Annotated in this window: 13 protein-coding genes; 2 read left to right on the forward strand and 11 right to left on the reverse strand. The window is 54.7% G+C overall.

The window, feature by feature from the left end:
- Positions 1-21: 21 nt before the first annotated feature.
- The 11 genes from eutG to maeB all read right to left on the reverse strand — a co-directional run bounded on the left by eutG (position 22) and on the right by maeB (position 10,070).
- Positions 22-1,206, reverse strand: coding sequence for an ethanolamine utilization ethanol dehydrogenase EutG (eutG, locus tag WES_RS06190; RefSeq protein WP_016158751.1), 1,185 nt, complete (start codon positions 1,204-1,206; stop codon positions 22-24).
- Positions 1,199-2,032, reverse strand: coding sequence for an ethanolamine utilization protein EutJ (eutJ, locus tag WES_RS06185; protein WP_016158752.1), 834 nt, complete (start codon positions 2,030-2,032; stop codon positions 1,199-1,201). Before eutJ ends, eutG begins: the two co-directional genes overlap by 8 nt.
- Before the next feature lie 10 nt (positions 2,033-2,042).
- Positions 2,043-3,446, reverse strand: a complete 1,404-nt coding sequence (locus WES_RS06180) for an aldehyde dehydrogenase family protein (RefSeq protein WP_016158753.1) — start codon at positions 3,444-3,446, stop codon at positions 2,043-2,045.
- Positions 3,447-3,457: 11 nt separating this feature from the next.
- Positions 3,458-3,745, reverse strand: coding sequence for an ethanolamine utilization microcompartment protein EutN (eutN, locus tag WES_RS06175; protein ID WP_000762200.1), 288 nt, complete (start codon positions 3,743-3,745; stop codon positions 3,458-3,460).
- Positions 3,746-3,851: 106 nt separating this feature from the next.
- Entirely contained in the window at positions 3,852-4,145 is a 294-nt protein-coding gene (gene eutM, locus WES_RS06170; RefSeq protein ID WP_000387713.1) for an ethanolamine utilization microcompartment protein EutM, read from the reverse strand.
- A 38-nt stretch (positions 4,146-4,183) separates the two neighbouring features.
- On the reverse strand, positions 4,184-5,200 hold the full coding sequence (gene pta / locus WES_RS06165; protein WP_000582951.1) for a phosphate acetyltransferase: 1,017 nt from the start codon (positions 5,198-5,200) through the stop codon (positions 4,184-4,186).
- Positions 5,197-6,000: an ethanolamine utilization cob(I)yrinic acid a,c-diamide adenosyltransferase EutT gene (gene eutT / locus WES_RS06160; protein ID WP_016158754.1), complete on the reverse strand. Its 804-nt coding sequence runs from the start codon at positions 5,998-6,000 to the stop codon at positions 5,197-5,199. Before eutT ends, pta begins: the two co-directional genes overlap by 4 nt.
- The gene (eutQ, locus tag WES_RS06155; RefSeq protein WP_016235248.1) at positions 5,997-6,698 is read right to left on the reverse strand and encodes an ethanolamine utilization acetate kinase EutQ; all 702 of its coding nucleotides are present in this window, start codon (positions 6,696-6,698) and stop codon (positions 5,997-5,999) included. The genes eutT and eutQ overlap by 4 nt, the downstream gene beginning before the upstream one ends.
- Positions 6,673-7,152 (reverse strand): ethanolamine utilization acetate kinase EutP, encoded by a 480-nt coding sequence (eutP, locus tag WES_RS06150; protein WP_016158757.1) that lies wholly within the window; start codon positions 7,150-7,152, stop codon positions 6,673-6,675. The genes eutQ and eutP overlap by 26 nt, the downstream gene beginning before the upstream one ends.
- A gap of 12 nt (positions 7,153-7,164) precedes the next feature.
- Complete coding sequence (eutS, locus tag WES_RS06145; protein ID WP_000356956.1) at positions 7,165-7,500, reverse strand: ethanolamine utilization microcompartment protein EutS; 336 nt, start codon at positions 7,498-7,500, stop codon at positions 7,165-7,167.
- 290 nt (positions 7,501-7,790) lie between these two features.
- Complete coding sequence (gene maeB / locus WES_RS06140) at positions 7,791-10,070, reverse strand: NADP-dependent oxaloacetate-decarboxylating malate dehydrogenase (protein ID WP_016158758.1); 2,280 nt, start codon at positions 10,068-10,070, stop codon at positions 7,791-7,793.
- Positions 10,071-10,355: 285 nt separating this feature from the next.
- On the opposite strand from maeB, the gene tal reads away from it, so the two are divergent.
- Complete coding sequence (gene tal / locus WES_RS06135) at positions 10,356-11,306, forward strand: transaldolase (RefSeq protein ID WP_001003729.1); 951 nt, start codon at positions 10,356-10,358, stop codon at positions 11,304-11,306.
- Positions 11,307-11,325: 19 nt separating this feature from the next.
- Positions 11,326-13,329 (forward strand): transketolase, encoded by a 2,004-nt coding sequence (gene tkt, locus WES_RS06130; RefSeq protein WP_016158759.1) that lies wholly within the window; start codon positions 11,326-11,328, stop codon positions 13,327-13,329.
- Positions 13,330-13,365: the final 36 nt, after the last annotated feature.

Below are 13,365 nucleotides of genomic sequence, written 5' to 3' on the forward strand. Positions count from 1 at the left end.
GGCAAGCGTCGCATCCGGCATTTATTGTGCTGCTGCGTACAGGCCGACAATCTGTTCCAGGCTGGCGGTACGCGGATTACTGCGCAGACAAATATCTTCCTGCGCGGCCTGCGCCCATGCACCGTAATGCGCAGATGTCGCGCCAACATCTCCCAGTCGTTTACCAATCCCAACTTCCGCAATCAGCTCACTTACCGCGTTAATAGCGTCACGATCGTCGGATTTTTTAGTTCGCAGCGCCCGACCAATCTGACTAAACCGATCACGACAAACCATCCGGTTAAATTCCATCACCGTTGGCAGCAACATGGCGTTCGCCAGACCGTGTGGAATATGCAGCGCCGCCCCTGGCTGATGCGCCATCGCGTGGCATAACCCAAGCCCCGCACTGGAAAACGCCATTCCCGCCATGCATGATGCGAGCAACATACTTTCGCGCGCGGCAAGGTCGTGCCCGTAACCCACCGCTTTCGGCAACGATTTACCAATCATCGCAATAGCGCCAATCGCCAGACTGTCGGTAAACGGTGTGGCGTTCAGTGCGCTATACGCTTCAATGGCATGGGTTAACGCGTCGATGCCAGTCATCGCCGTCACATACGACGGCACGCCTTCGGTTAGCGCGGCGTCGAGGATCGCCACATCCGGCATCAGCGAGGCATGTGCTAACACCTGCTTGCGCCCGCTCACCGCGTCGATAATCACCGTTACGTTGGTCGTTTCAGAGCCGGTTCCGGCAGTCGTTGGAATGGCTATCAGCGGCAGGCGCGGTTGCAGAACGCTGGTTTCTGACATCTCTGCCAGCGTGCTATCGGGATTCGTCACCAGCAACGCCACGGCTTTCGCCGCATCGAGCACCGATCCACCGCCAAACGCAATCACCCCATCACACCCCGATTCACGCAGTTGCGCTACAGCCGCACACACGTCGGTAATGCACGGTTCGCCCACCGGACATGGCCAGAGCGTCATGGCGATACCTTTTACCGCCAGGCTACGCGTCAGCCCAGCGGTCATCCCCGCCTGATGCAAAAAGCTGTCTGCCATCACGAACAGATGTTTCAACCCGCGCGTTTGCGCTTGCTGTCCGCAACTGCTCACCGCACCAGAGCCACAAAGCGTCACCGGCGGGACGCTAAATGTTTTTACCCGTTGCAGATTCAGGGTATCGAACGCCTGAAAGAGCGCCGTTTGCAATTCATGCATAGATCCCCTCCGCCTTCTCTCGCCCGCTACTGGCAATCGCCAGCGGGGTCATAAACAAACTGTGCTGCGGTAAATGCACCTGTAACGCCGGGAATTGTTTGCGAAACAGTTCCGCCACGCCCGGTTGCATACAGGAGCCGCCTGCCAGCCATAAATCAGTAATGCCCTGCCCCGCGATATGCCGCGCGACAATGTCCGCCATTTTTTCGTACACCGGTTTCACCGCAGGCCAAATCTCTTCGCCGTGACCCCGCTTGTACTGCTCCGCCTCTTCCAGCGGAATACGACGATTTCCGGCGAGAGTCAGAGAGATGTGATGCCCGCCGGTGGCTTCATCCGCCGAGTAGGTCACTTTGCCCTGTTTCACGATGGCAATACCGGTGGTGCCGCCACCGATATCCACTACGCCGGCGTTATCCAGTTGCAGCAAATCCGCCACCGCCGTTGGCTCATCCAGCACATGGCTCACTTCCAGTCCGGCAGATTCCAGCACGTTGATGGAAATACGCGCATCCGTACCTGGGGGAAATGACGTTGCCGCATGGCTAAAACGGCGACCGAATTGCTGCTCGAGGGCGTCGAGATGGCGACGAACAATGGTGACCGCACCGAAGAAATCCCAGACGATGCCGTCGCGAACCACATCAGCCCAGTCGAGGCATACCGCCACCGGCTGACCTTCGCGGTCAACAACCATCGACACCACATCGCAGGTGCCCAGATCCACCCCCAGCCACAGCGGAGATTCCGTCGCGGCAGGCGTCTGGTTACACAGCGTTGCCGCCGTTTGCAGACGTGGGGTGAGCCATTGTTCATCGTGCGCCATCGGTTACTCCTTAAACAATGCGAAACGCATCGACTAATACACAGCGACGCAGACGAACAAATGTCCGTGCGCTGGTTACCCCTTCACCGGTTGGCGTGGTGATGGTCATGGTGGTCCAGCCTTCCCCGCCCAACCCCAGCCCCGCAATGCACGGTCCGTTCTTAACGAAAATGCTGGTATCAATGGCATTCGCCATCTGGTTCATGTTGTCGATATTGCGCGAGTGCATTGCCGCCGTGTGGTGGCAACCGCCTTCCAGTTTCACCGCCAGCGCAATGGCATCCGCCACGTTGGCGACGCGCACGACGGGCAGAACCGGCATCATCAGTTCGGTCACGGCAAATGGATGTTCTGCAGTGGTTTCCACAAACAGCAAACGCGTTTCTTGCGGCACGTTCAGGCCGATTGCCGCCGCGATTTTCGCCGCATCGCGACCAACCCAGTCACGGCTGACGGTGCCTTTTCCGCGCTCGTCGATATTTTTCAGCAACACCGGTTGCAGCTGCTGCGCCTGTTCTGCGGTCAGTTTCACCGCGTGCTGGCCTTCCATCAGACGCATCAGTTCATCGGCTACGCTATCAACAACAATCAGTACCTTTTCGTCGGCACAAATGATGTTGTTATCGAAAGAAGCGCCTTTGACGATGGACTGAGCGGCACGGGCGAGGTCGGCGGTTTCATCCACCACCACCGGCGGGTTGCCTGCACCTGCGGCTATCAGACGTTTATTGGTGTGTTTGCGCGCCGCTTCTACTACCGCTTCGCCGCCGGTCACCACCAAAAGGCCGATGCCCGGAAACTTGAACAAACGTTGCGCGGTTTCGATATCCGGATTTGCCACGGTCACCAGTAAGTTTTCTGGCCCGCCTGCGGCGACAATCGCCTGGTTGAGCAGCGTAATCGCCCGCTGAGAGACTTTTTTCGCCGCCGGATGCGGGGCAAAAATGACGCTGTTGCCCGCAGCAATCAGGCTGATGGCGTTATTAATCACGGTTGCCGCCGGATTAGTGGAAGGCGTCACCGAAGCCACCACGCCCCAGGGCGCGTTTTCAATTAACGTCAGGCCGTTGTCGCCCGTCAGCACCTGCGGAGAGAGGCACTCTACGCCCGGCGTACCGCGCGCCTGAGCAACGTTTTTGGCAAATTTATCTTCAACGCGACCCATGCCTGTTTCACTGACGGCAAGTTCCGCTAACTCTCTGGCGTGTTTTTCGCCTGCTTCACGAATGGCAGCAATGGCTAACTGGCGCATCGCCACGCTTTTTAAGCCTTGCTGGGCAACTTTAGCTGCCGCAACGGCGTCATCCAGGGAAGCAAAAACGCCCATTTCATGAATGGCGGCGGACGGCGAGTCACTGCTTTGCATTTTCAGCAGTACCGCTTTCACCACCTGTTCAATATCCTGTTGATTCATGATGTTCTGCCTTATTTGTGGAAAATTACCTGACCGCCAGACACCACTTCATCGACGATGCCAATCACGCACAGATCGACCGGTGACGTTTCGCTTTTATGCGCCTGGCGGGCGGAACTGCCGCTCACCAGCAACACCCACTCCCCGGTTCCCGCGCCAATATTGTCGATGGCGACGGCACACTGCCCGTCAGGATTTCCCTGTGAATCAATCATTTCCACCATCAGCAATTTGTCATGCGCCAGTCCGTGATGGCGTACGGTACAAACAATTTGTCCAGTGACGACTGCCAGTTTCATACCCGCCTCCGTGGCGTATTTCAGGTAAAAGCTCCCCCTACCCTCCGTGGAAGGTAAAATGAAAAAGGAGAGAGCGTGACGCCCGAGTCGACGTCACACAGGGTGATTACAGGTTGCTGCTGTCGCCTTTCAGGCCAATCGGGAAGACTTCTTCCAGGTCACCATGAGGACGCGGGATAACGTGGACAGATACCAGCTCGCCAATACGCTGTGCCGCTGCGGCACCGGCATCGGTCGCCGCTTTACAGGCTGCAACATCACCGCGAACCATTGCAGTACACAGGCCGCCGCCAATCTGCTTCACGCCGACCAGTTTGACGCGCGCAGCTTTAACCATCGCGTCAGAAGCCTCAATCAGTGCAACCAGGCCCCGGGTTTCGATCATTCCTAATGCTTCCATTGTGTTTTCCTCTTTATAAGGGTCCAGAACGGGACCGTTCATTCAACCAGTGTTTGTAAACTGCTTTCGCGGTTCACTTCTGTCTGGCGCGGTACGGCTGCCACCAGCGCCAGCTCGATAATTTCCTGCACGCTACAACCACGAGAGAGATCGTGCAGCGGCGCGGCAAGTCCTTGTATCAACGGTCCGACGGCACGATATCCGCCGAGTCGTTGTGCGATTTTGTAGCCAATATTTCCTGCCTCCAGCGACGGAAAAACCATTACATTCGCTTTGCCCTGTAGCGGGCTGCCAGGTGCTTTTTGCGCCGCGACATCCGGCACGAAGGCGGCGTCAAACTGCAACTCGCCATCCACCACCAGTTGTGGCGCGCGTTCCCGGACGATTTCGGTCGCCTGCTGAACGTTAGCAACGCAAGGGTGACGGGCGCTGCCGTTACTGGAAAACGACAGCATCGCCACGCGCGGCTCTTCTCCGGTGATGGCACGCCAGGTTTCGGCGCTGGCAAGGGCGATATCCGCCAGTTGCGCTGCCGTCGGCTGTGGCACCACACTACAATCGGCAAAGCCCAACGCGGGGCCGCTGTACTGCGGCAGCATCAGGAAAATGGAGGAAAGCGTTTTACAGCCCGGCTGCAAACCAATAATGCGTAATCCGGCACGCAGCACATTCGCCGTGGAAGAGAGATTACCCGCGATACAGACATCCGCTTTACCGGCGCTGACCATTGCGGCGGCGAACATCAGCGGGTCGGTGAGTTTATCCAGCGCATCCGGCGGCGTTTTATCGCCTGCACGGGCGAGCCAGCGATGGGCAAATTCTTCCCGCATTGCGAGGTTGCTCTGTGGCTCAATCACCTGTAGCCCGTCCATCGCCACGCCGTGACTGAGCGCAAACTGACGAAGTTCAAACGGATTGGCGACCAGAACAGGCGACGCCAGACCTTGTTGATGCAGATATTGCGCGGCTTTCAGCACACGCGGGTCTAACGCATCCGGAAAAACCACTCTTGCGGGCGCTCGCAACGCCAGTTCACGGCAACGTTCAATAATCATTGCGTCTCTCCCAGTCGTTGTTGGATCTGCTTCACCGTTAGCGGCTGCTTCGTCACGCTCAGGATCATCATCACGTAAACCGTGCTGGAAAGGCGGTTCAGCACCTGCAAGATGTCCGGGCGTAATACTTCAAAACTGCGGGTAATAAACACCTGCGCCGCTACCGTCTCGGTTTCACGCACTTTGGTGCGTAGAAGATTCAGCAACGCCGCATCGCGTCCGTGGCTGGCTTCCGGCACCAGATGATCGTGGTCGAGATAACGCAGCGGCTGATGGGAAAGCCGATGCAGGTCTTCGTCAGAAAGCCCGACAATCGCCTGGCAGCCCAGCGGTTCTCCCAGCGCATCGGCGCGCATAATGTTGCCAAGACGCGAACGGATATCCGCCAGCCACGGCTGCCACGGTTCCGCCAGTTCAATTTGCAGCCACACGGCCAGCGCAATGGTGCTGTCGAGAACAGCGCGAAAACCCAGGCGCGGATCGCTTTTAGCGACCATTTTTTCCGCCGACAGGTGGGTCAGCGTATCCGGCTTTTTTGCCACCGGCTGGTGGCACAGTTCGCAGCACGCCTGCGGATGTTCATCGCTACTGGTCAGCCCGTGAACACGCTGCGGCTGCTGCTGTTCATCGTCTACAAACAGGCTGCCCTGCTCGTTAATGAACTTGATACGCAGATGGCGGCTTTCCAGCAACTCCCGGGCAGAGGGCGTCAGGCGACCGTGCGCAGGGAGATGGATCTCTGCGCCTTCGCTGAGCGTATGGTTCGCTCTTAGCCATGCTTCGGTAATGAAATCTTTCATAGGGATTGCCAGTTCGCCGGCCAGGCGACATACAGGAATTTCACGCTGGATGTCGTACCAAATTCGATGCTGGAGCCTTTCGGGATAAACATCACGTCACCTGCTTTGGCGATCATGGTTTCGCCTTCGTGGCGAACGTGCAGTTCACCTTCCAGTACCATGTCGATTTCGTCGTAGTTCAGCTTCCACGGGAAGAAGGCGTTATCCCACTGCATAAAACCCGCAGCCATGCTGCTGCCGTCATCTCCGGTAACCAGATCGGTCAACCCGACGCATTGAGGTTCCGCGCCATCAAAGCGACCAAACTTGACGCTGCCGCCATCAATAACTTTGATGCCGCCTTTGCCGGTCACTGATTTAAAGCTCGGCTGCATCGCGCCCTGCTCCAGCGACTGCTTTTCCTTCATCACTTTTTCCATCAGCTGCGCAACCAGGCTTTCGGTAAACTGGCCTTCTGGTAGCTGGGCGATGATGGTTTCGCGGATACGCTGGCTTTCGGTTTTATCGGCAGGCGCGCTGGCAGGAACGGACGCCGTTACCGGTGTCGATTCATCGCATTCGTTGATGGTAAACCCCAGTAGATCCGCTACTTCTCGCGCTTCCGGGGTAATAATGCTGGCGCGCAGAACCACGGACAGTGCCTGTTCGCCGCGCGCATGTGCTTCACGAATATCATTCGCTGTGATGAGTTTTTTCACCTGCTTCCTCCTGTTCGGTGAGAGATGCCAGATAATCCGCCAGTTGCTGCACGCTTTGCGGGTCGTGGCTGTTTAACTCGAAAATCGGCTCTTCAGAGCCAGTCTCGCGCAATAACTGTCGCGTTGCGGCGACGTCAGCATCCGGCATGTCCGTTTTACTGATGACGGCGATTCGCCGTTTAGTGACGCCAATATCCAGCAACCCGGCAGGTAATCGACTTTCCGGGTCATTCGCGCCATGGACATATATCAGCATGTCCACATCCTGTAGCGTGGTAATTAAGGCGTGATACCAGCGGGGATGGCTAAAATATTCACCTGGCGTATCAATATCACCCTTATTATTAAATTCCACAGCCTGCGTTTTTCGCGCGAGGGTATAATCTCCCTGCAACGCATTAAATAACGTTGTCTTTCCTGCCCCGACAGCACCCACAAACGCAATTCGTTTCATGAATGCCTCGCATTAACTTTTGGTCATTTCACAAAGCGTATAATTTAATAAGCGCCCTAAACCGCTGACGGTTTGTGATAACGCTTCTTCTACCGCGCCCACCGAGCCATAAATCACCAGCGCGCCGCTAAAACGGTCAAGAAAACCGATATGCACATCGGCGGCTTTCAGTGCTAAATCGCCGGCAATCATCGCTGTTTCACCGGGAGTTAGCGTCATAATGCCGATTGCGCCAGCATCGGGAACACCGATTTTCTTCGCCAGCTCCTCGCCGGGATGCGCAATTAAATGCGCCAGCGTGACCTGTTTACCGGGAACAAATTCCTGAATGATGCGTTCTTTATCCATGAGTCGCCGCCTGTGAAAAATCTGGCGCTATCGTGACAATTTTTCGTCAGAGTAAATAACAAAATTCGGCAAGGGAGTTTAAAAGGTGAGGTAGATCACTAAGAATGGAGAGATATTTTATCTAATGCATAAGTTTTCATGTACAGCACATGAATATAATTAAATTGATATTGATTTATTTTTATAGGGCGCGCTTTATTATTCGAAAAACAAGTAATAATCCCTTCTGATATATTGCGATAAACCGCTTACCCTGAATATTCAGGGTAAGCGTAAGAGTTAAGAAAGAATTACAGCGGCTGGGTTTGCGCTTCAACCACGGCCAGCGCCACCATGTTGACGATACGACGTACCGATGCGATTGGCGTTAATACGTGAACCGGTTTCGCCACGCCCATCAGTACCGGGCCGACGGTAACGCCTTCTGAGCTGGAAACACGTAGTAAGTTGTAACTAATACGGGCAGCTTCCATATTCGGCATCACCAGAATATTGGCGGAACCTTTCAGGGGGCTGTCCGGCATCCGGTCGTTGCGAATCGCTTCCACCAGCGCCGCATCACCGTGCATTTCGCCATCAATCATCAGTTCTGGCGCACGCTCCCTGACCAGCTCCAGAGCTTTACGCATTTTGCTGGACGACGGGCAGTTTGAAGAACCGAAGTTGGAGTGCGACAGTAAGGCAACACGCGGCTCAATACCGAAACGACGGACAGTTTCTGCCGCCATCAGCGTGATCTCCGCCAGCTCTTCTGCGTCTGGATCATCGTTGACGTAGGTGTCAGCAATAAAGGTGTTACCACTCGGCAGCAGCAGCGCGTTCATTGCGCCAGCGGTGTGAACGCCATCGCGATAACCAAACACATTTTTCACCACGCCGAAGTGTTCGTGATAATCCCCCACCGTACCGCAGATCATCGCATCGGCTTCGCCACGCTGAACCATAATCGCGCCGATCACTGTCGGGTTACCGATCAGCGCACGCTGCGCCTGTTCCTGGGTGACCCCACGACGTTTCATGATCTGGAAGTATTCGCTCCAGTACTCTTTAAAGCGCGGATCGGATTCGTTATTGACGATCTCAAAATCAACGCCTGCTTTGATCTGCAAGCCCAGCTTCTGAATGCGCATTTCGATTACGTTCGGACGACCAATAAGAATCGGTTTCGCCAGTCCCAGCGTTACCAGTTCCTGAGTCGCGTGCAAAACGCGCGCCTCTTCCCCTTCCGGCAGCACCACGCGCTTCGGTGCTTTGCGAGCCAGGGAGAAGATCGGCTTCATAAACAGGTTGGTTTTGTAAACGAACTCGGTCAGTTTGTCGATGTAGACGTCAAAATCGGCAATCGGACGCGTCGCCACACCAGACTCCATTGCCGCTTTTGCCACCGCTGGCGCAATCTTGACGATCAGACGCGGATCGAACGGTTTAGGAATGATGTATTCCGGGCCAAAGCTCAGATCCTGATCGCCATAGGCAGAAGCAACCACTTCGCTCTGTTCCGCATGAGCCAGTTCAGCAATCGCACGTACCGCCGCCAGTTTCATCTCTTCATTAATAGCGGTTGCGCCAACGTCCAGTGCTCCACGGAAAATGAACGGGAAGCAAAGGACGTTGTTAACCTGGTTCGGGTAGTCGGAACGACCTGTACAGATGATGGCATCCGGGCGCACTTCTTTCGCCAGCGGCGGCAGAATTTCCGGTTCCGGATTCGCCAGCGCCAGGATCATCGGCGCGCGAGCCATTTTCTTCACCATCTCCTGTGTCAGCACTTTCGGACCGGAACAGCCAAGGAAAATATCCGCGCCTTCAATTACATCGTCGAGGGTACGTTTACCGTCATCCACCACCGCGTAAGCGGCTTTGGTTTCCGCCATGTTCGGCTCTCGCCCCTGATAGATAACGCCTTTAGAGTCACAAACTACAATATTGTGTTTTTGCAGCCCCAGTGCCACCAGCAGGTTCATACAGGCGATTGCGGCCGCCCCCGCGCCGGAAACCACCATCCGCACGTCGGAGATGTTTTTCTCTACCACGCGCAATCCGTTGAGGATAGCGGCGGTGCTGATGATTGCCGTTCCGTGCTGGTCGTCGTGGAATACCGGAATGTTCATTCGCTGGCGCAGTTTTTGCTCAATATAGAAGCATTCTGGCGCTTTAATGTCTTCGAGGTTGATGCCGCCAAAGGTCGGTTCCAGCGCAGCGACCACTTCGATAAATTTGTCCGGGTCCAACTCATCGACTTCAATGTCAAACACATCAATCCCGGCGAATTTCTTAAACAGAACGCCCTTGCCTTCCATCACCGGTTTGCCTGCCAGCGCGCCAATGTTGCCTAACCCCAGCACCGCCGTACCGTTGGAGATCACCGCCACCAGGTTACCGCGCGCAGTATATTTGTAGGCTTTTAACGGATCTTTCTCGATTTCAAGACAAGGCGCGGCGACGCCAGGTGAGTAGGCCAGCGCCAGATCGCGCTGCGTTGCCAGAGGTTTAGTAGGAGAAACCTGGATTTTTCCTGGAACTGGAAATTCATGGAAATCAAGTGCACTTTGTTTTAACTGGTCATCCATTTGGTTGTTCCTTTCACGTAACGTTCACAAAAATGAGCGGGCAGCTGCCTCAGCCCACAACATGGCGCACATTATTACCTTGCCGGAGCTTTCAGACTTTGAGCAAGTCCAAACTCTCCTCATCAAAATAATATTTTGGCAATAATCCTATAACACTGATGTTACCTGCTTAATCCAGCAATACCATGCCTGTCTGCTATGCTTTTTTGATGCGATTAGCGAAATTTCTCAGAAGTGTGAATTAACGCACTCACCTAACACTTTACTTTTCAAGGAGTATTTCCTATGAACGAGTTAGACGGCATCAAACAGTTCACCACTGTCGTGGCAGACAGCGGCGATATTGAGTCCATTCGCCATTATCATCCTCAGGACGCCACCACCAATCCTTCGTTATTACTCAAGGCTGCCGGATTATCACAATATGAGCATTTAATAGACGATGCTATCGCCTGGGGTAAAAAAAATGGTCAAACGCAGGAACAACAAGTGGTAGCTGCCTGCGATAAGCTGGCGGTCAATTTCGGTACAGAAATTCTCAAAATCGTACCCGGTCGTGTATCGACAGAAGTTGACGCACGCCTCTCTTTTGATAAAGAAAAGAGTATTGAGAAAGCGCGTCATCTGGTGGATTTGTACCAGCAGCAGGGCGTTGAGAAATCACGCATTCTGATCAAACTGGCTTCAACCTGGGAAGGAATTCGCGCGGCAGAAGAGCTGGAAAAAGAAGGTATTAATTGCAATTTGACGCTGCTGTTTTCCTTTGCACAGGCGCGCGCCTGTGCAGAAGCAGGCGTTTTTCTGATTTCGCCGTTTGTCGGGCGTATTTATGACTGGTATCAGGCACGCAAGCCGATGGACCCGTATGTAGTGGAAGAAGATCCGGGCGTTAAGTCGGTGCGTAATATCTACGACTATTTCAAGCAGCACCGCTATGAAACTATTGTGATGGGCGCAAGTTTCCGCCGTACCGAGCAAATCCTCGCTTTAACCGGTTGCGATCGTCTGACTATCGCGCCGAACTTGCTGAAAGAGTTGCAGGAAAAAGTCTCGCCAGTCGTCCGCAAATTGATCCCGCCTTCTCAGACGTTCCCACGCCCTGCTCCAATGAGCGAAGCGGAGTTCCGTTGGGAGCACAATCAGGATGCGATGGCAGTAGAAAAACTGTCTGAAGGCATCCGCCTGTTCGCCGTCGATCAACGCAAACTGGAAGATCTTCTTGCCGCCAAACTATAAACCAGCCACGGAGTGTTATATGTCCCGAAAAGATCTTGCCAATGCGATTCGCGCACTCAGTATGGATGCGGTGCAAAAAGCCAATTCCGGTCATCCCGGCGCGCCAATGGGCATGGCCGATATTGCCGAAGTGCTATGGAACGACTTTCTTAAACATAACCCCACCGACCCGACCTGGTATGATCGCGACCGCTTTATTCTCTCCAACGGTCACGCGTCGATGCTGCTCTACAGTTTGCTGCATCTGACCGGTTACGACCTGCCGCTGGAAGAGCTGAAGAACTTCCGTCAGTTGCATTCGAAAACCCCAGGCCACCCGGAGATTGGTTATACGCCCGGTGTTGAAACCACCACCGGTCCACTTGGACAAGGTTTGGCGAACGCCGTCGGACTGGCGATAGCAGAGCGTACACTGGCGGCGCAGTTTAACCAGCCGGATCATGAAATTGTCGATCACTTCACTTATGTGTTTATGGGCGACGGTTGCCTGATGGAAGGTATTTCCCACGAAGTCTGTTCGCTGGCGGGCACGCTGGGACTGGGCAAGCTGATTGGTTTTTACGATCACAACGGTATTTCCATCGACGGTGAAACCGAAGGCTGGTTTACCGACGATACGGCAAAACGTTTTGAAGCCTATCACTGGCATGTTGTCCATGAAATCGACGGTCACGATCCGCAGGCGGTGAAGGAAGCGATCCTTGAAGCGCAAAGCGTGAAAGATAAGCCGTCGCTGATTATCTGCCGTACGGTGATTGGCTTTGGTTCGCCGAATAAAGCAGGTAAGGAAGAGGCGCACGGCGCACCTCTGGGGGAAGAAGAAGTGGCGCTGGCACGGCAAAAACTGGGCTGGCACCATCCGCCATTTGAGATCCCTAAAGAGATTTATCACGCCTGGGATGCCCGCGAAAAAGGCGAAAAAGCGCAGCAGAGCTGGAATGAGAAGTTTGCCGCGTATAAAAAGGCTCATCCGCAACTGGCAGAAGAGTTTACCCGCCGGATGAGTGGTGGTTTGCCGAAAGAGTGGGAAAAAACGACTCAGAAATATATCAATGAGTTGCAGGCAAATCCGGCGAAAATCGCTACCCGTAAGGCGTCGCAAAATACGCTTAACGCTTACGGCCCCATGCTGCCGGAACTGCTCGGCGGTTCGGCGGATCTGGCGCCCAGTAACCTCACCATCTGGAAAGGTTCTGTGTCGCTGAAGGAAGATCTGGCAGGGAATTATATTCACTACGGAGTGCGTGAATTTGGTATGACCGCTATCGCCAACGGCATTGCGCACCACGGCGGCTTTGTGCCGTATACCGCGACGTTCCTGATGTTTGTTGAATACGCCCGTAACGCCGCGCGGATGGCGGCACTGATGAAAGCGCGGCAGATTATGGTTTATACCCACGACTCAATTGGTCTGGGCGAAGATGGTCCGACACACCAGGCTGTTGAGCAACTGGCCAGTCTGCGCTTAACGCCAAATTTCAGCACCTGGCGACCGTGCGATCAGGTGGAAGCGGCGGTGGGCTGGAAGCTGGCGGTTGAGCGCCACAACGGACCGACGGCACTGATCCTCTCAAGGCAGAATCTGGCCCAGGTGGAACGTACGCCGGATCAGGTAAAAGAGATTGCTCGTGGTGGTTATGTGCTGAAAGACAGCGGCGGCAAGCCGGATATTATTTTGATTGCTACCGGTTCAGAGATGGAAATCACCCTGCAAGCGGCGGAGAAATTAGCGGGAGAAGGTCGCAATGTTCGCGTGGTTTCCCTGCCCTCGACCGATATTTTCGACGCCCAGGATGAGGAATATCGGGAATCGGTGTTGCCTTCTAACGTTGCGGCTCGCGTGGCAGTGGAAGCAGGCATCGCCGATTACTGGTACAAATACGTCGGCCTGAAAGGTGCGATTGTCGGGATGACGGGTTATGGCGAATCTGCTCCGGCGGATAAATTGTTCCCGTTCTTTGGCTTTACCGCCGAGAATATTGTGGCAAAAGCGCATAAGGTGCTGGGAGTGAAAAGTGCCTGATGCCGGTTTGCCTGATGCGACGCTAACGCGTCTTAT

Origin of the sequence: Escherichia sp. KTE31 (genome assembly GCF_000407925.1) — a bacterium.
GTDB classification, from domain to species: Bacteria; Pseudomonadota; Gammaproteobacteria; order Enterobacterales; family Enterobacteriaceae; genus Escherichia; species Escherichia ruysiae.